We start from the raw sequence: 17130 nt of genomic DNA on the forward strand, positions 1-17130 counted from the left end.
CCCCGACACCTTCGGAGCCCGCCGCCGCCGCCGGCCCCTCGGAGACGCCCGCCGCGGCGAGCCCGCCCCCCGGCTTCGTGGAGACACTGCCGCCGACCATCGAAGGGGTTCCCGGCACCTGGGACCTGTCGCGGGACGGCAGCACGCGGCGCTGCGTCATGACCCTCGCGTCGCAGAGCTTCGAGGGCGGGCGGCGCCTGTCGTTTCCCGCCGGGTGCCGCCGCGCCCTGCCGATCCTGAACGAGGTCGCCGCCTGGCTGTTCGTGGACGGCGTGGTCCGTCTCGTGGACAAGAACGTCCGGCCGGTCCTCATCTTCAAGGCGCGGGACGACCGGCGCAGCCTCATGGCCAAGACCGAGGGGGGCGAGGTCTACAGCCTCGTCCCACTCCAGATCGTGGCGATGGCGCCCCCTCCCGCGCCCGCGCCGGATGGCGGCGCCGGGTTCAAGCTCGAACGGGACGATCCGACTGTCGCAGGGGGCCAGAATACCGGGGCGCAGACCAGCGCAGCGACGCCTGCCGGCGCGCGGCCGACGGCGGGCGTCTACGCCCTCGACCGCTACCGCGAGCAGGACGTCTGCCGCCTGGAACTGAAACCCGCGGAGGGGGGAGGGACCGCGCCGGTCCGCTTGCTCGAGGGCTGCCGCGACAGCGGGCTGACGACCTTCGATCCGGCCGCGTGGCTGGCGGCTCCCGGCCGGCTCACCCTGGTGGCACGGCGCGGCCATGTGGTGGGCCTGGTGCCGGCGGGGGAGAACCATTGGCGGCGCGAGCCGGAAGTCGGCACCACCTTCGTCCTGCGCCGGATCGAGGGCGGGGCGCCCAGCGGTTCCCCCTAAAGGCCACGCCTGATAGACCCTGCCGCCGATGCCCTACACCGTCGCCGCCCTCTACCGCTTCGTTCCCCTGCCCGACGCCGCAGACCTGCGCGACGCGTTGGAGCGGCGTTGCGTGGAACTCGGCATCCTCGGCACGCTCCTCCTGGCGCGCGAGGGGATCAACGGCACCATCGCTGGCAGCGAGGCCGGCATGGCCACGCTCCTGTCGGACCTGCGCGACGGCCCGCTTTTCGGCGAGCGCCTGAGGGATCTCGACGTGAAGCTCTCGCGCGCGGAGGCAGCGCCGTTCGCTCATCTCAAGGTGCGGGTGAAGCGGGAGATCGTGACCTTCGACGACGGCGCCACCGATGCGGGCGAGGCGGGGATTCCCGTGCCGCCCGAGGCGTGGAACGCGCTGCTCGATACGCCGGGCCTGCTCCTCCTCGACACCCGCAACGCCTTCGAGGTCAATCTCGGCACGTTCGAGGGGGCCACCGACCCGCATTTGTCGCGGTTCTCGGATTTCCGGGCCTATGTCGACGGCCTCGACCCCGCCGCGCATCCGGCGGTGGCGATGTTCTGCACCGGCGGCATCCGCTGCGAGAAGGCCGGGGCCTATATGCGCGCCAAGGGGTTCGGCACGGTCCACCATCTGGAGGGCGGCATCCTGCGCTATCTCGAGACGATCCCCGAGGCCGAGAGCCGCTGGCGCGGCGACTGCTTCGTCTTCGACCACCGCATCGCGCTCGGACCCGGCCTCGTCGAGCGGCCCGACCACGATCCCGAGACATTGCGATGAGGCGGGGCCAGCCATGACCGACGACGACACGCTCTCCGCCCGCATCGACGCCCTGGAGATGCGGCTGACCGAGCAGGACGTGGTGATCGACGACCTCAACGCGACGATCACCGCGCAATGGCGCCAGATCGATGCCCTGACGCGGCATCTGGCCAAGCTCGTGGAGCAGGTCGAGGAGGCCGGCGCCCGCACCGGCACCGGCGCCCCGGAACCGCCCCCGCCGCATTATTGAAGCCCCCCAAACACGCTCCGGCCGGCGGTGGAAGGCCGGCGTCGCGGTCCTCGTGACAGGACGCCGTCGTCGGGTCCCGCCCCGAAGGACCGGGTCGGATGGCGGCCGGATTCTGGCCTTCACCTCAAAGGTGGACGTTCCACCGTCGACTCGACGCGGACGTCAACTCGTTGCCGACACGGCTGGTGTGCCCGGGGATCGGGAGGTCTCCCCACCTATCCCTGCTCATCGATGAGTGCCTTCAGACTGCGTTGACGCTTCCGCGGTAGAATAGCTCATCACCGGGGCAGTCTTCATGCAGCCAACGGAACTGATGACGACTGTCACGATGAGCCGCCGCGATCCTGCCAGCCCTTTCAGCCCTGATCGACGTGTGGTTGCCCTCGACGGTCTTCGAGGTCTCATGACGATCTTCGTTGTGATCTCGCATTACTTCGGCGAAGTGCCGGGGGGCCTTTCCGTCTTCATGGTGGGCTGGCTTGCTGTGGACATGTTCTTCGTGCTGAGCGGCTACCTCGTCGGCAAGCTGATCCTCGACAAGAGCCACGCGCGGAACTTTCTGACCGTCTTCTACGTGCGTCGGGCCTGCCGCACGCTGCCGATCTACATGTTGTGCGTTCTCGCGATCTTCGGTCTCGTTGGCTTGGTCGATCGGCCCTGGGCACACGCCGACACGACCTTCCCACTCTGGTCCTACCTCACCTTCAGCCAAAACGTGTTCATGGCGGCCCGCAACGACGTTGGACATGAGTGGCTCGGTCCGACCTGGACGATGGGCCTCGAAGAGCACTTCTACCTCGCGCTGCCACTCTTGTGCCTGCTCGTGCCGCGTCGCCGCCTCGCTGCAGTGCTCTGCATCATCATGCTCGCGGCGGTGTGCGCTCGGGCAGGCATTCTTCTTTTGGCGCCGGACTGGCGGATGGCGACACTCGTCTTCCTGCCCACCCGAGCCGACGTACTCATCTGCGGCGTGCTCGGGGCACTCGCGATAGCTTCGCCGCGAACCTTAGGGTCACGCCTGGAGTTGCCGCTGCGGCTGGCCGCGCCGCTGCTTCTCCTCGTGACTTGCCTGTTGAAGCTGATGGACAGCGAACAAGGCATCGTTTTCCAAGTCTTCGGGCCGCTCGCCGTTTCAGTGGGATGCACTGCCTTTCTCCTGACCCTCGTGCGCGGCGCACCCGAAGCGATACGCTTCCGTTCGCCGATCCTGTGCTTCTTCGGCACGACCTCCTACGCCGTCTACCTGACGCACATGCCGGTGCTGGGCCTGATGCACGGGCTCATTCTCGGCACAAAACCCGATGTCGGAACGGCGGCGCAATGGGGGGTCACCGTCGCGGCCCTGCCGGTCTGCGTTGCCGTAGGCTGGCTTCTGACGCGTCTCGTGGAGGCGCCGATCAGCGCATATGGGCGCAAATGGTCCTGGCACGAGCCGGCCTCCGCGCACCCTCGAACGGCGGTATCGGCCATTTGAGATCAATCGCGCGGAGCGTGCGCCCGGCGAGAGCTGCGCCCGACCAGGTTGGGTCGAGGCACAACTCTCGGCCTTTGTTGTGCCGCGCTCTTTTTCGCCGAACCGGCATTCACCTCGACGTCGCGGGCGAGGTTTCCGCAAAGGATCGGCCGCACGCTTCGACCAACTCGCTTGTCCCCCCGGTCATCGAAGCCGGTCGGACGAGCGCCGTCCATGACGAATCATGACGTCCGCGAGCGATCCGCCTCCTCCGGAGCAACCACAATTTAACGGCCTCTTCCGTTAATCGGCAGGCGGAAACGGAGTGGGCTCGACCAATGACCATGGCAGCGGACGGAGCCCGGCATGCCGGTTTGAGCGGATCGTCCCGAGCGACGGCGTTTCTCGCGCTGTTCGTCGCCACGATCTTCCTCTCGGCCCTGCTGCTCTTCGGCGTCCAGCCGATGTTCACCAAGATGGTGCTGCCGGTCCTCGGCGGCTCGCCCTCGGTCTGGTCCGTGGCGATGGTGGTGTTCCAGTCCCTGCTTCTGGCCGGCTACGCCTATGCCCATGCCCTGGCCCGCTACCTGCCGCTGCGCGTCGCCGCCCCGCTCCACCTCGCCGTGATGGGCTGCGCCCTGGCGGCGCTGCCGATCGAACTGGCCGCGGGCTGGGGCAAGCCGCCCGCCGATGGGGAAGCCGTCTGGCTGCTCGGGCTGTTCCTCCTCTCGGTGGGCCTGCCGTTCTTCGCCCTGTCGGCGAACGGGCCGCTGCTGCAGGCCTGGTTCTCGCGCTCGAACCACCCCCATGCGCGCGACCCGTACTTCCTCTACGGGGCGTCGAACATCGGTTCCTTCACGGCCCTGATCGCCTATCCCCTCGCCATCGAGCCGCTCCTCACCCTGCGCGACCAGAGCCAGGTCTGGATGCTGGGATTCGCGGTTCTCGCCGGACTGATCGCGATCTGCGCCGCCGCAGCCGCGCGCAACGCCTCGGCCCCGTCCCGGATCGCGGCCGGCGTCGCAGCGGCCTCCGCCTCCCGGCGTGAGATCTGGCGCCAGCGGTTCGGCTGGATCGCCCTCTCCCTGGTGCCCTCGGGCCTCCTCGTCTCGGTGACGGCGCACATCTCCACCGATGTGGCGGCTGCGCCCCTGCTCTGGGTCGCGCCCCTGGCGCTGTTCCTCCTCACCTTCGTCCTCGCCTTCCGCGAGCGGATGGTCCCGTCCCAGACCGTCCTCGCCTGCCTCCAGGTCTTCGGCACCGCGATGGCGCTCCTGCCCATGACGGCGGCGTTCCCGCTCGGCATCGGATTGGCGCTCCATCTCGGCCTTTTCTTCGTCAACGCCATGATCTGCCACGGGGCGCTCTACACGCGCCGCCCGGATGCGGCGCGGCTCACCGAGTTCTATCTCTGCCTGTCCTTCGGAGGCATGCTCGGGGGCATCTTCTGTGGGCTCCTCGCGCCGCGCATCTTCTCCACCGTCCTCGAATACCCGATCCTGCTCGTGGCCGCCCTGCTGTGCCGGCCGGACCTGTCCATCCTGTCCGCCGCGTCCTGGCGCGAGAACCGGCGCTCGCTCGCCATCCTGGCCGGGCTGATCGTGCTGGCCCTCCTGATCAACCTGACGATCCTGCCACGCTCCTGGCTCATCGTCGGCGCCCTCTGCCTGATGGGGGCGATGATCGCATTCTGGCGCAAGCCGCAGAACGTGGCGCTTCTGGCGATGGGCCTCGCCCTGTTCTCGGCCACGGTCAGCGGAGCCCTGACCTCGGGCGCGTCGGTGCGCTCGTTCTTCGGGGTGCACAAGATCGCCACCTCGACGGACGGACATTTCCGCACCCTCAGCCACGGCACCACCCTGCACGGCGCGATGCGGATCGCCAACGAGGACGGTACGCCGTTCACCGGGCGGCCCGAGCCGGTGACCTACTTCACCATGGAGGGCGGCATCGGCCGCGCGATCGCCGCCGTCCGGTCACGCCAAGGCGGACGCCTCGACACGGTGGCCGTGGTCGGGCTCGGTGCCGGCAGCCTCGCCTGCCATGCCCAGGCCGGCGAGGCTTGGACCTTCCTGGAGATCGACCCGGAAGTGGTCCGCATCGCGCGGAATCCCGCCCTGTTCCGCTTCCTCGGAGCCTGCGCCCCCGATGCCCGGATCGTCCTCGGCGATGCGCGCCTGACCCTGGCCGACGAGCCCGGTGGGAAGAGCCTGATCGTGGTCGACGCCTTCTCCTCCGACTCGATCCCGAGCCATCTCATGACGCGGGAAGCACTGGCGCTCTACGCCGCGAAGCTCGCGCCCGAAGGCGCCCTCGTCGTCCACATCTCGAACCGGCACCTCGAACTGCGCCACATCCTCGCCCGCGCGGCAGCCGACAAGGGCCTCGTCACCTTCGTCCGCGACGGGCGCCTGATGGACAGCATCGACGGACCGCGCTTCCGTCAGGCCTCTATCGTCGTCGCCATCGCCCGCGACGAGGCCCATCTCGGGACGCTCGCCGAACCGGGCGAGTGGACGCGGGTCGTGCCCGACATGGGCCGCCGTCCCTGGAGCGACGATTTCAGCAACGTCGTCGAGGCCATGCTCGACGAGATGAGGCGATGAGGGGAAAAGCCGCGCCTATTCCGCCGCCGGCCGATCCAGCCTGAGGAGACGCGCGGACCGCGTCCGCAGGGGCCGGCGCTCGGGCTCGGCGCCGGTGACAAGGGAACGGCGGGCATCCGCGATGGCGCCGTGCACGGCGTCGATGGCCAGGATCAGGGCGTTCATCGCGCGGGTGTCGACGTTGCGCTCGCGGGCGTGCTGGACGACGTCGGTGACGAGGTCGTCGGTCTCGCGAACGAGGCCGTCGAGCTGCTCCCTCGTGGTGGCCGAGCGGATGTCCCTGAGGATGTCGAGGAGCCGGTCGAGGACCACGTCCACCCGCTCGCGGCGCTGGCGGGCGAGGCGCTGGCCGAGCCAGGCGATGCCGGAGCCGATGGTGCCGCCGAAAAAGGCGAGCAGGTAGACGTAATCCTCGTAGCGCTCGAACAGGGTCTGCTGCTCGCGCTCGAAATAATCGACCGCGCCCGGATGGTTGGGCAGGCGGGCGCTGGTGGCGGCCACCGACGTCTCGAAATCCGGGGCCTTCATCAGGTTGGCGATGGGCGCGCCGGGCGCCAGCTTCGAGCGCCATTCGAACAGGTGCTGGGTGACGGAGGCCACCGAGTAGCGGCTCACCCCGCCCCGCGCCATCAGCCGGTAGGAAGCGCCCACCGTCTTCACGTCCTCCTCGGGGCGCTTGGGCCGGCCGCCGAACGTGCCGGCGGGGATCGTCGCCGATTGCAGTTCGGGCATCCGCTGCACGATGGCGTCGCCGTCGGGGACGGAGACGATGGTGATCTTCTTCTCGTGGGAGGCCATCTCCACCGCCCGGACCGTGGAGATCGCGGCCTTCGAGGTCGGCGCCGCGATGACGGCGACGGCGTCCACGGTGCCGGCCTGCAGCGCGGCGGTCACCTCGCCGGGCTTGAGCGGCACCAGGGCGATATGGCCGGCGGTGAGGGCATGGCCGGGCTCGGGCGCCGGCACGGGGGTGAAATCGTAGAAGCCGAGGAGGTTGGTGACGAAGGGCCGGTCGGCCGCGTGTCGTTCGACGATGCCGAGGCGCTTGGTCGCGAGGTCGGGGAAGCTCTCGATCGCGCTGGCCTCGGGGGTGGCGATGAGGAGCGTCTCCTCGTGAAGGAGCGCAAGCGTCAGGCCGTTATCGGGCAGGAAGACGTCGGGCCGGACCACGGCGAGATCGGCGTTCCCGGCCTGGAGCGCGGCGGCGCTGTCGCGCACGTCGTCATAGGTCCGCACGTTGAGGCGCACGTCCTCCCGCGCCCGTTTGAGGGCCTGGGCATAGGTTTCGAGCAGTTGCGCCTCGGCCCCGTCGCGCGGGCCGACCGCCACGGTGAGCACCGTCGGGCGCGACAGGTAGACCACGGCGGCCGCGAGAACGGCGAAGCCGAGGCCGAGCGCGACCAGGAGCCACTCGCGCTTCAGGAGGAATGCCGGCATGACATGCATGCGTCCTCTCGGGGTAAGACAGGCAACCGGTTCACGGTCGAGACGATGCGCCTCATGATCCTGAAACCTGTCCGAAGCGTGATGAACCGATGAGCGCTCGAAACGTTGCAGCGGGACGTGCCGTGCCCTCGCGACAGGCAAAATCCACGCCCCGCGAGGCAAAGCCAATGTCGCGCGAGGCAAAGCCAATGTCGCGCGAGGCAGAGCCCACGCCCCGCGCGGCAAAACCTACGCCGCCGGTCACGGCCGCGTATCTGGAGCGCGTCGCCCTGCAGTATCTGGAGCGCTACAGCGCCTCCGTAGCGATGCTGCGCCAGACCTTGGAGCGCCGGGTGGCCAAGCGGTGCCGGCTCCGGGACGAAGACCCCGCCGCCTTCGCCGAGACCGTCGCCGCCATCGTGGAGCGCGCCCGTTCCTCCGGCCTCGTGGACGACGCCCGGTTCACCGCCGCGCGGGCGGCGACCCTGCGCCGGCGCGGGGCCTCCGCCCGCGGCCTCTCGACCAAGCTCGCCGCCAAGGGGGTCGACCGGACGCTCATCGCCGAAACCCTGGAGACCGAGCGCGACCGGGGCGAGGAGGAGGGCACCGATGCCGAGGAGGTGGCGGCCCGCGCCTATGCCAAGCGCCGCCGGCTCGGCCCGTTCCGCCGCCCCGACCTCCGCGCCGCCCACCGCGACAAGGATCTCGCCTCGATGGCGAGGGCCGGGTTCTCGTACGGATTGGCGAAAACGATCGTCGACGAGGAGGTGATTGCGGAGGACGGGCTCGACCGGTGATGGCCGTCTCTTCGTGAGCCGGGCGGTGCTGTCCCACTCCTCGCACGCCCACGGCATTCACACCTTTCGCGCGCTACGCGGCCCTCCTCCCCCTTGTGGAGAGGAGTTGGAGGTGGGGGTGGTTGGGTGACCCTCAGCCGTCGGAGGCCCGCGGCGCCACCTCCACTCCTGACCTCTCCCCACAGGGGGGAGAGGGACGCGCGATGCCAGATGAACCCGGTGGTCCCACATGCGGGGAGACGGGAAAGCGCGCTGCGACATTTTCGGCCGCGCCCGACAAAAACTTGAACGAAACACGAACGACGCGCATGTCCCTGTCATGGACGAGACCCTCGCCAAGAAGCTGCGCATCCTGGCCGATGCCGCGAAATACGATGCGTCCTGCTCCTCGTCGGGAGCGCCCAAACGGGTGGCCGGCAAGGGCGAACTCGGCTCGACCACCGGCGCCGGCATCTGCCACGCCTACACGCCGGACGGGCGCTGTATCTCGCTCCTGAAGATCCTGCTGACCAATTACTGCCTGTTCGACTGCGCCTATTGCGTGAACCGGCGCTCCTCCAACGTCGCCCGCGCCAAGTTCACCGTCGAGGAGGTCGTGACCCTCACGGTGGAGTTCTACAAGCGCAACTATATCGAAGGGTTGTTCCTCTCCTCGGGCATCATCAAGTCGCCCGACCACACGATGGAACTGCTGACGCGGGTGGCGAAGTCGCTGCGGCGCGACCACGGCTTTCGCGGCTACATTCACCTCAAGTCGATCCCGGAGGCGAGCCCGTGGCTGGTGGAGGAGGCGGGGCTCTATGCCGACCGGCTCTCGATCAACCTCGAACTCCCCACCGATGCCAGCCTGCACCGGCTGGCGCCGGAAAAGAACGGCCCGGTCATCCAGAACGCGATGAAGCAGATCGGCGCCCGGATCACCGAGGCGAAGGCCGAGAAGCGCCGGTTCTCGCCCGCCGGGCAGTCGACGCAGGTCATCGTCGGTGCGGACACCACCACCGACGAGGCGCTGATCCGCAAGAGCGCCCTCCTGTACGGATCGTTCAACCTGAAGCGGGTCTATTACTCGGCCTTCAGCCCGATCCCCGACGGCTCCGCCATCCTGCCGCTGAAATCCCCGCCGCTCCAGCGCGAGCACCGGCTCTACCAGGCCGATTGGCTGATCCGGTATTACGACTTCTCCGCCGACGACGTGGCCGATGCCGCCGAGGACGGCATGTTCTCCCTCGACATCGACCCGAAACTGGCCTGGGCGCTGAAGCACCGGGGGCGTTTCCCCGTGGACGTGAACGCCGCCGACCGCGAGATGCTGCTGCGGGTGCCGGGCCTCGGTGCGCGGGCCGTGGACAAGATCGTGAAGGCGCGCCGCTACACGCGGCTGCGCCTGGACGACGTCGCCCGTCTCACCTCCGGCCTCAAGCGCGCCCGCCCGTTCCTGATCGCCGCCGATTATCATCCGGGACCCGGCGGCACCGACCGGCTGGACCTGCGCGCCAAGCTCGTCGAGCCGGCGCGGCAGCTGAGCTTGTTTTGACGGGGTCGGATGACACGCCGCTCTTCTCTCCCCCCTCCGCCCTCCGATATTCACACATCTCGCGGGCAGCGCGGGTCCCCTCTCCTGGAAGGAGAGGGACAGGGTGAGGTGCGTGACCTCTTCGAAGATGGACCACACCTCACCCCAACCCTCTCCTTCCAGGAGAGGGAGCCCGCCGTGAGCGATGTGGAACACCCTCTGACAAAGGGAACAGCCGTCGAGCAGACGGGTCGATCCAGGAATTCCGCAGAGGGGGCAAGGTCGGGTGGATCACTCCAAACGATCACCCTCCGCGAGGGCGCCGATCTCGACGGGTTCCGCGCCGCAGCGCGCCGGCTCGCCGCCGCATCGGTCCCGCCCGATAGAGCAGTCTGGTCCATCGGGCAGGCCCCCGGCCTGTTCGGACAGGTCTCCCAGCCCGAATCCGGCTCCGATGCGCCACTAAGCCTGCCGCGCGCGGCGGCCGACCTGATCCGCATGGTCGTCCCGCACCGCGACCCCGAGCGCTATGCCCTGCTCTACACCCTGATCTGGCGCGTCATCCATGGCGAGCGCGGGCTGATGGAGGTCGGAAGCGATCCGCTGGTCCATCGCCTCGACCGGATGCGCAAGGCCATCGCCCGCGACCTCCACAAGATGCACGCCTTCCTGCGGTTCCGGCGGACGGAAGTCGATGGCGTCGAGCGCTTCGTCGCCTGGTTCGAGCCGGACCATCACATCCTGGAGGCGGCGAGCACCTTCTTCGTCGCGCGCTTCCGATCCCTGAACTGGTCGATCCTCACGCCTGACGGCTCGGCCCATTGGGACGGCGACACCCTGACCTTCGGGCCGCCGGGACGTCGCGAGGATGCGCCCGAGGCGGATGGGTTCGAGGCCGGCTGGCGCGATTACTACGAGAGCACGTTCAATCCCGCCCGCACCAACCTCGCCGCCATGCGGGCGGAGATGCCGAAGAAGTACTGGCGCAACATGCCGGAGACTGCGGCGATTCCCGGCCTCGTCCGCGCCGCCTCAGCCCGCACGGAAGCCATGATCGAGAGGGAGCCGCAGATGCCGACCAAGCGCAATCCCGCCAAGGCCGTCGCCGCGATGTCCGACCAGGATCCCGCCTCACTGGAGGAGCTCAACGCCATCATCCGGCGCTCCGAGCCCCTGGTGCCGGGCGCGACCCAGGCCGTCCTCGGCGAAGGCCCCGCCCATGCCGCCATCGCCTTCGTCGGCGAGCAGCCGGGCGACCAGGAGGACCGGCAGGGGCGGCCCTTCGTGGGACCGGCCGGGCAGCTCTTGTCCCGCGCCATGGCGGATGCCGGGATAGAGCGGAACGCGGCCTACCTCACCAATGCGGTCAAGCATTTCAAGTTCGAGGAGCGCGGCAAGCGCCGCATCCACCAGAAGCCCACCGCCGGGGAAGTGAGCCATTACCGCTGGTGGCTCGACCGGGAGCTGGATTTCGTGGCCCCCAAACTCGTCGTGGCCCTGGGCGCCACCGCCGTCCTGGCCCTGACTGGCAAGGCGATCCCCATCACCCGCGCCCGTGGCCCGGCCGCCTTCGGCAAGGCCTATGAGGGGTTCATCACCGTGCACCCCTCCTATCTCCTGCGCCTGCCGGACGAGGCCAAGGAAGACGCCTACGCGGCCTTCGTCGCCGACCTGAAACGGGTGGGTGATCTGGCGCGCGAGTTGGGGGCCTAGCCAAGCGGCGGTGGCGTCGCCGGGCTTAGCGCCCCCGTCGTGATGCTACGTTGTCCGAGGACGAAACCCTTCGTAGGTCATGTAGATCAGGGTTCCGGCCAACACGGCGCTGGCCAGACTGTCCCAGATTCCGTCGACGATCAGGGCGATCACCAGGCTGAGCAGGGTCAGGGCGGCGAGGATCGATGGGATTGCCCAGGTCCGGGACCGGATGAGCGGGCGCGTCTTCATTCCGCGGCTCCTGCGCCAGACGCCCTCGCACCGGGCTGCACCCGCTCGCCGGCCGTCTTCCATCGTCTGCGGGCGATCCAGAGATAGAGCCCGCTGCCGATGACGACGATGGTCGCGAGATCGAGAAGCGCCCAGACGATCTTGAGGGGAAGGCCGCCGTAATCGCCGAAATGCAGCGGTTGCGAGACCAGCAGGGCCTGGATGTACCAGGGCATCGCACGCATGTCGGTGAGCGCGCCGGTCTCGGCATCGATGAGCGCGGGCTTGAGCAGCCGCGAGGTCAGCGGCGTGTCGCCGGCCATGAACACGGCGTAGTGGTTGTTGCTGCTCACGACGGTGCCGGGATAGGCGACGAAGCGCGGGCTCATGTTCGGTGCGGCGGCCTTGGCCGTCGCCACCGCCTCGGCGATGGAGGCGAGGCGGACGGGGCGCGGAGCATCGCGATAGGGCGCGGTCATCTCGGCGAGCTGGCCGAATTGCCAGAGCTTCAGCATGAGGTCGGCCCAGGTGTTCACCACGCCCGTCCCCCCGACGATCAGCGCCCAGCACAAGGTCGCGACGCCCACGAGGTTGTGCCAGTCGAGCCATCGGATCCGCCGCGTCCGGCTGCGCCGGACGGTGCCGAAGTCGAGCTTTCGCATGAACGGACCGTAGAGGACGACGCCGGAGACGATGGCCAGCACGAACAGGAAGCCCATCGCGCCGAGGAAGAGCTTGCCGCCGAGGCCGAGGAACATGTCGACATGCAATCGCAGCAGGAAGCCGACCGGGCCTTCGTTCGGCTTGGGCTCCCGGAGGAGCGCGGCGCTGCGCAGGTCCATGGACAGGATCGTCGTCTCAGGCGGAGGGGAGCGGACCTCCCGGGCGAGATTGACGAAGGCGACATCCGGCTCGTCGTGGTCGAAGACGAGGTACTGGACCACGAGGCCGGGTTCTATGGCCTGGGCCGATGCGACGACCGTGTCCAACGACACGTGCGCCGTCCCCGCCGGCATCGCCGGCACCTCGGGCTCGTAGCCGAGGACGCCGTCGAGCTCGTGATGGAAGATGAGTGGCAGGCCCGTCAGGCACAGCATCGGCATGAAGGCCATGCTGACGAGGCTCGTCCAGGTATGGACGAACGACCAGAGCCGGAAGGCTCGCAGCTGCGGCGCGTCGGGGCCCGTCGCCATCGTCAGAAGTCCAGCTGGGCCGAGACGAGGTAGGTCCGGGGCGCTCCGAGGGTCAGGAACCCGTTTCCGGTGGACGCCCAATAATTCTCGCCCGACACGTTCTCGACGGTGGCCCGCACCGTTACGGGTTTGCCCCACGTGCCGAGGAACGTGTAGCGGAGGCCGGCATCGAACCGCGTCCAATCCGGGATGGGCTGCAGATTGGTCTGATCGTAATATTGGGACGCCGTGTGGATGACCCGGCCTGTCAGGGTCAGGCCGCGCGGCAACCAGGGCGGCAGGTCGTATTCGCCGTAGAGGCTGAGCGTGGTGCCGGGGACACCGGGCGCGACCTTGCCGTCGAAAGCCCCGCCCTCGGTACGGACCAAGCGACCGTCGGTGAAGGCGATGCCCCCGATGAGGCGCGCGCCCGGCGCGATCTCGCCGAACAGACTGAACTCGATCCCCCGGTTCCGCTGCAGGCCGTTGAGCGCGTAGTTCCGCGTCGCCGGGTCCTGGAAGGCGTTGGGCTGGTTGATCTCGAACAGGGCGGCGCTGACGCCGACGACACCGAAATCGTACTTCACGCCGATCTCCTTCTGGTCGGCGATGGTCGGTGGGAGCGCCTGGTTCGGGTTGCTGGCCGTGACCGGCGAGGCACCGCTCGAGAGCAGGCCCTCGATATAGTTGCCGTAGAGCGAGAGGTGCTCCAGGGGCTTGACGACGAGGCCGACCGCCGGCGTCCAGGCGACCTTGTCGTAGCTCGACGTGGCGTCGCCGAAGGCGACGCTGCGGTTGATCTGCATGGACCCGCGGGCATTGCCGACCGGAGACGGACGCCATGGGCCGGCATGATTCTAGTTCGGGATCAGCTCGCGGGCCGGGCCGCCGGTCTCCTGGCCACGGGCCTGGGCATAGCCCGGCAGAGCGGGGTTCTTGGCGTTTCCGCTGTCGGTGTCCGGCCCGCCGAGCCAGGACGCGGATCGGGTCGGCGCCGGGATCGAGCCGGTGATCGTCGGGCTCTCCAGCCGATGCGGGGCGGGCCGGGCCTGGGAGGCCCCGGTCAGGGCGGCGAGCGTGCAGGCGGACGCGAAAACCACGGCCGAAAAAGTCTTGATCATCGTCATGTCAGGTCTCCGGTGGTTCCTGCTCGATCCGATCTCGTCGAGCAGTGATGCCGGACAGACGACGTCTTCGGCTGCTTATTCCATGACCCTATCGAAAAATTCCAACGCCATGATCGAGACCAGATCAGCGTGAACGAATACTCGCTGCCGGGTGCGAAATTTCTCGTGCAGGCGTGGAATAAACACGATTTCGCGGCGTCCATGCCCCTGTCGCCGACCCTGAAGTCCGTTCGGTCCGGCCAGCGTGCCTATGGGAGCCCCGCCCATGCCAGGAGACAGGAGATGACGGACATGATGCGCCTCATCGAGCCGCTGATCCCGGCCCTGCGCCGCTACGCGCACGCCCTTCTGCGCAATCCGACCGATGCCGACGATCTGGTGCAGGATTGCCTCGAGCGGGCCGTCACCCGCTGGCACCAGCGCCAGGTCGACGGCGACGCGCGGACCTGGCTGTTCGCCATCCTCCACAATCTCGCCGTGACGCAGATGCGCCAGCGCGCTCGCCGCGGCGCCCACATGCCGATCGAGGACATTGCGGAGGCGAATCTCGCGGTGGCGCCGACGCAGGAGAGCGGCCTGCGCCACCGGGACCTGATGACGGCGCTCGACGCACTGCCGGAAGAGCAGCGCAGCGTGCTCCTGCTGGTGACGGTGGAGGGCCTGTCCTACGCCGAGACCGCCGACATCCTCGCCATTCCCACCGGGACCGTGATGTCCCGCCTGTCCCGGGCCAGGGACCGGATGATCCAGTCGATGGACGGCACCGAAGCCTCCGTCCCTGCCAAGCGCCCGCTCCTGCGGAGGGTGAAATGACCATGCGTCCGATCGGTGACGACGATCTCCAGGGCCTCGTGGACGAGCGGCTCGATACCGCCCGGAGGCGCGAGGTCGAGGCCTATCTCGATGCCCATCCCGAGGCGCGGGCACGGGTGGCGCGGATGATCGCCCTGCGCGAGGAGATGCGGGCCGCCTTCGCGCCCATCGCCGCCGAGCCGGTTCCGGCCCGGCTCAACCTGGCGCGGATCGTCGAGGCGCGCCGCCGGCCGGCACGTCCGATCTGGCAGGTTTTCCCCGTCTGGCAGGCGATGGCGGCGGGGCTGCTGCTCCTCGTCGGAGGCGCCGGTGGCTGGGGCCTGCGCGACGTGGTCGCGCCCGTGCCCACCGGCATCGAGGCGCTGGCTCAGTCCGCGAGCATGAATTACGCGGTCTATGCGCCCGACCACACCCGCCCCGTCGAACTCGCCGCCGCCGACCGGGACGAACTCGCCGGCTGGTTCACCGCCCGGATGAAGCGGCCGGTGGCCGTGCCGGACCTGAGCGGCTCCGGCTACCGCCTCATGGGAGGGCGTCTCGTCGCCACGCAGCAGGGGCCCGCCGGGCTGCTGATGTACGACGATGGGCACGGCGCGCGCTTCGTCATGTTGATGCGGCCCATGAGCGTTCCCGGCGACGCGCCGATGCGCGCCCACACGACGGAGACGTCGAACGGCTACGCCTGGGTCCAGGACGGGCTCGGCTACAGCCTCGTGGGGGCGGCCGACCCTTCGATCCTGCACCCCCTCGCCAACGAGATTCGCCGCGCCACCGCGAAAGCCATCTGAAGGCCCGCCATGTCCCTCCTGAACGACCTCACCGGGGCCGATTCGGCCTTGAGCCCGCGTGCCGCTTGTCTGCGCCTCACCGCCATCGGGGCGCTCGTCGCCGGCACGACGGGGGCCTTCGCCTATGCCGGCGGCTGGCTCTCTCCGGGGGACCTGACCCAGGGGCGGATCGTCGACCGCTTCGAGCAGGTGAATGGCCCCCATCCGGGCTTTCGGCGCAACCACGCCAAGGGGCTCTGCCTCGCCGGGCGCTTCGAGAGCAGCGGCCGGGGCGCGGGTGTGTCGACGGCGTCGCTGTTCGGCACGGGACGGGTGACGCCCATCACCGGCCGCATCGCGCTGGCGGGCGGCCAGCCCTACGCGGCGGACGCGGCCACGACGGTGCGCAGCCTCGCGCTGCGCTTCCACCTGCCCGACGGCGAGGAATGGCGCACCGGCAACAACGACATCCCGGTTTTCCCGGTCCGTAGCCCGGAGGGGTTCTACGCGCAGCTTCTGGCCGCCAAGCCCGATCCGGCCACGGGCAGGCCCGATCCCGAGGCGCTCAAGGCGTTCTTCGCCGCGCATCCCGAGAGCGCGAAAGCGGCTTCCCTGATCAAGGCGCGGACAATCACCTCAGGCTTTGCCGACGACACCTTCCGCAGCCTGAACGCCTTCCGCTTCATCGCCGCGGACGGGACCCGGACGCCCGTCCGCTGGGCGTTCGTGCCGGAGCAGGCCGCGACGGAGGAGAGCCCAGCCCAGAGATCACGCGCGGACAAGAACGTTCTGTTCGACGACTTCGAGTCTGCCGTCCGTCGGGCGCCCGTGCGGTGGCATCTCGTCGTCACCCTGGGGCAGCCCGGCGACCCCACGGCCGATGCGACGCGTCCCTGGCCGGTCGAGCGGCAGAGCCTGGACGTCGGGACCGTGATCGTCGCGGACACGCAGCCGGAAGCGGACGGCAATTGCCGCGACGTCAATTTCGATCCTCTCGTCCTGCCCGCCGGCATCGTGGGATCGGACGATCCGCTGCTCAGCGCCCGTTCGGCGGCCTATGCGCAATCCTTCACGCGCCGCGCCGGCGAACCGAAAACGCCGAGCGCCGTCCAGAACACGCCCGCAACGGGAGCCGGATTGTGAGCCACACCGCGCGCTTCAATCGGCCGGCCCGGCTGCTGCACTGGACCATGGCGGCCCTGATCCTCGCCATGCTGTTCATCGGCGTGGCGATGGTGACCTCGCTGGCGCATTACCACACCCTGGTCGCGCTGCACCGCCCACTCGGGATCGGCATCCTGGTCCTGGCGCTGCTGCGTCTGCTCAACCGCTGGCGCCATCCCCCGCCCGACCTGCCGTCTGACCTTCCGGGCTGGCAGCGGCGGGCGGCCCATGTCTCGCACGTCCTGCTCTATGGGCTGATGCTTGCGCTGCCGCTGGTCGGTTGGGCGATGCTGTCGGCGGCCGGCTATCCGATCGGGCTCGCCGGCTCCCTCGTCCTGCCGCCGATCCTGCCGCGCGATCCAAGTCTCTATGCGTGGCTCCGTCCGCTTCACACAATCCTGGCCTACACCCTGTTCGGTCTCATCCTCGCCCATCTGGGGGCGGCCCTGATGCATGGGCTGATCCGCCGGGATGGGGTTTTCTCCAGCATGGTCCCGGCTCGGCCGTCCCGTGTCCGCTGA

Annotated in this window: 17 protein-coding genes; 12 read left to right on the forward strand and 5 right to left on the reverse strand. The window is 69.2% G+C overall.

Features of this window, described 5'->3' with window-relative positions; genetic code table 11:
* The 5 genes from FV220_RS09760 to FV220_RS09780 form a co-directional block, all read left to right on the forward strand.
* The coding region (locus FV220_RS09760) for an AprI/Inh family metalloprotease inhibitor (protein ID WP_147831071.1) at nt 1-839 on the forward strand (839 nt) is incomplete at its 5' end.
* Between the two features lie 28 nt (nt 840-867).
* Complete coding sequence (locus tag FV220_RS09765; RefSeq protein WP_147831072.1) at nt 868-1617, forward strand: hypothetical protein; 750 nt, start codon at nt 868-870, stop codon at nt 1615-1617.
* A 13-nt stretch (nt 1618-1630) separates the two neighbouring features.
* On the forward strand, nt 1631-1849 hold the full coding sequence (locus FV220_RS09770; protein WP_018045441.1) for a SlyX family protein: 219 nt from the start codon (nt 1631-1633) through the stop codon (nt 1847-1849).
* Between the two features lie 328 nt (nt 1850-2177).
* Complete coding sequence (locus tag FV220_RS09775; RefSeq protein WP_281406077.1) at nt 2178-3323, forward strand: acyltransferase; 1146 nt, start codon at nt 2178-2180, stop codon at nt 3321-3323.
* Nucleotides 3324-3640: 317 nt separating this feature from the next.
* Nucleotides 3641-5908, forward strand: a complete 2268-nt coding sequence (locus FV220_RS09780) for a fused MFS/spermidine synthase (RefSeq protein WP_147831076.1) — start codon at nt 3641-3643, stop codon at nt 5906-5908.
* Between the two features lie 15 nt (nt 5909-5923).
* Here FV220_RS09780 and FV220_RS09785 read toward each other — a convergent pair whose 3' ends face one another.
* Nucleotides 5924-7354 carry a TAXI family TRAP transporter solute-binding subunit gene (locus FV220_RS09785; RefSeq protein WP_056145003.1) on the reverse strand — a complete coding sequence of 477 codons (1431 nt, stop codon included), beginning with the start codon at nt 7352-7354 and terminating at the stop codon, nt 5924-5926.
* Nucleotides 7355-7542: 188 nt separating this feature from the next.
* On the opposite strand from FV220_RS09785, the gene FV220_RS09790 reads away from it, so the two are divergent.
* The 3 genes from FV220_RS09790 to FV220_RS09800 all read left to right on the forward strand — a co-directional run bounded on the left by FV220_RS09790 (nt 7543) and on the right by FV220_RS09800 (nt 11356).
* Nucleotides 7543-8130 carry a RecX family transcriptional regulator gene (locus FV220_RS09790; RefSeq protein ID WP_147831078.1) on the forward strand — a complete coding sequence of 196 codons (588 nt, stop codon included), beginning with the start codon at nt 7543-7545 and terminating at the stop codon, nt 8128-8130.
* A 319-nt stretch (nt 8131-8449) separates the two neighbouring features.
* Nucleotides 8450-9664, forward strand: coding sequence for a putative DNA modification/repair radical SAM protein (locus tag FV220_RS09795; RefSeq protein ID WP_147831080.1), 1215 nt, complete (start codon nt 8450-8452; stop codon nt 9662-9664).
* 282 nt (nt 9665-9946) lie between these two features.
* Nucleotides 9947-11356 carry a UdgX family uracil-DNA binding protein gene (locus FV220_RS09800; protein ID WP_246689421.1) on the forward strand — a complete coding sequence of 470 codons (1410 nt, stop codon included), beginning with the start codon at nt 9947-9949 and terminating at the stop codon, nt 11354-11356.
* Nucleotides 11357-11401: 45 nt separating this feature from the next.
* Here the strand turns inward: FV220_RS09800 and FV220_RS09805 are convergent, their stop codons facing one another.
* The 4 genes from FV220_RS09805 to FV220_RS09820 are packed head-to-tail and all read right to left on the reverse strand — an operon-like array spanning nt 11402 to nt 13865.
* The gene (locus FV220_RS09805) at nt 11402-11587 is read right to left on the reverse strand and encodes a hypothetical protein (RefSeq protein ID WP_147831082.1); all 186 of its coding nucleotides are present in this window, start codon (nt 11585-11587) and stop codon (nt 11402-11404) included.
* Entirely contained in the window at nt 11584-12759 is a 1176-nt protein-coding gene (locus FV220_RS09810; RefSeq protein WP_147831084.1) for a PepSY domain-containing protein, read from the reverse strand. The genes FV220_RS09805 and FV220_RS09810 overlap by 4 nt, the downstream gene beginning before the upstream one ends.
* 2 nt (nt 12760-12761) lie before the next feature.
* On the reverse strand, nt 12762-13544 hold the full coding sequence (locus tag FV220_RS09815; protein WP_147831087.1) for a TonB-dependent receptor: 783 nt from the start codon (nt 13542-13544) through the stop codon (nt 12762-12764).
* A 51-nt stretch (nt 13545-13595) separates the two neighbouring features.
* A complete protein-coding gene (locus FV220_RS09820) occupies nt 13596-13865 on the reverse strand; it encodes a hypothetical protein (protein WP_187273374.1) in 270 nt (89 codons plus the stop codon).
* Nucleotides 13866-14147: 282 nt separating this feature from the next.
* Here FV220_RS09820 and FV220_RS09825 point away from each other — a divergent pair, with 282 nt between their 5' ends.
* Genes FV220_RS09825 through FV220_RS09840 form a run of 4 tightly spaced genes read left to right on the forward strand, consistent with a single transcriptional unit; the run spans nt 14148 to nt 17130 of the window.
* Nucleotides 14148-14678, forward strand: coding sequence for a sigma-70 family RNA polymerase sigma factor (locus FV220_RS09825; RefSeq protein WP_056140735.1), 531 nt, complete (start codon nt 14148-14150; stop codon nt 14676-14678).
* Nucleotides 14675-15466: an anti-sigma factor gene (locus FV220_RS09830; protein WP_187273375.1), complete on the forward strand. Its 792-nt coding sequence runs from the start codon at nt 14675-14677 to the stop codon at nt 15464-15466. Before FV220_RS09825 ends, FV220_RS09830 begins: the two co-directional genes overlap by 4 nt.
* Before the next feature lie 9 nt (nt 15467-15475).
* Nucleotides 15476-16588 (forward strand): catalase family peroxidase, encoded by a 1113-nt coding sequence (locus FV220_RS09835; RefSeq protein ID WP_147831089.1) that lies wholly within the window; start codon nt 15476-15478, stop codon nt 16586-16588.
* Nucleotides 16585-17130: a cytochrome b/b6 domain-containing protein gene (locus tag FV220_RS09840; protein ID WP_147831091.1), complete on the forward strand. Its 546-nt coding sequence runs from the start codon at nt 16585-16587 to the stop codon at nt 17128-17130. Before FV220_RS09835 ends, FV220_RS09840 begins: the two co-directional genes overlap by 4 nt.

This window comes from Methylobacterium sp. WL19 (genome assembly GCF_008040005.1).
In the GTDB taxonomy this organism is placed as follows: Bacteria; Pseudomonadota; Alphaproteobacteria; order Rhizobiales; family Beijerinckiaceae; genus Methylobacterium; species Methylobacterium bullatum.

Bases quoted from the DNA above. Each gene is read 5' to 3' on its own strand.
- FV220_RS09795 (WP_147831080.1), top strand. From the start codon at position 8,450: ATGGACGAGACCCTCGCCAAGAAGCTGCGCATCCTGGCCGATGCCGCG.
- FV220_RS09775 (WP_281406077.1), top strand. From the start codon at position 2,178: ATGAGCCGCCGCGATCCTGCCAGCCCTTTCAGCCCTGATCGACGTGTG.
- FV220_RS09835 (WP_147831089.1), top strand. From the start codon at position 15,476: ATGTCCCTCCTGAACGACCTCACCGGGGCCGATTCGGCCTTGAGCCCG.
- FV220_RS09830 (WP_187273375.1), top strand. From the start codon at position 14,675: ATGACCATGCGTCCGATCGGTGACGACGATCTCCAGGGCCTCGTGGAC.
- FV220_RS09825 (WP_056140735.1), top strand. From the start codon at position 14,148: ATGACGGACATGATGCGCCTCATCGAGCCGCTGATCCCGGCCCTGCGC.
- FV220_RS09780 (WP_147831076.1), top strand. From the start codon at position 3,641: ATGACCATGGCAGCGGACGGAGCCCGGCATGCCGGTTTGAGCGGATCG.
- FV220_RS09785 (WP_056145003.1), bottom strand. From the start codon at position 7,354: ATGCATGTCATGCCGGCATTCCTCCTGAAGCGCGAGTGGCTCCTGGTC.
- FV220_RS09810 (WP_147831084.1), bottom strand. From the start codon at position 12,759: ATGGCGACGGGCCCCGACGCGCCGCAGCTGCGAGCCTTCCGGCTCTGG.
- FV220_RS09765 (WP_147831072.1), top strand. From the start codon at position 868: ATGCCCTACACCGTCGCCGCCCTCTACCGCTTCGTTCCCCTGCCCGAC.
- FV220_RS09805 (WP_147831082.1), bottom strand. From the start codon at position 11,587: ATGAAGACGCGCCCGCTCATCCGGTCCCGGACCTGGGCAATCCCATCG.
- FV220_RS09820 (WP_187273374.1), bottom strand. From the start codon at position 13,865: ATGACGATGATCAAGACTTTTTCGGCCGTGGTTTTCGCGTCCGCCTGC.
- FV220_RS09815 (WP_147831087.1), bottom strand. From the start codon at position 13,544: ATGCAGATCAACCGCAGCGTCGCCTTCGGCGACGCCACGTCGAGCTAC.
- FV220_RS09770 (WP_018045441.1), top strand. From the start codon at position 1,631: ATGACCGACGACGACACGCTCTCCGCCCGCATCGACGCCCTGGAGATG.
- FV220_RS09790 (WP_147831078.1), top strand. From the start codon at position 7,543: ATGTCGCGCGAGGCAGAGCCCACGCCCCGCGCGGCAAAACCTACGCCG.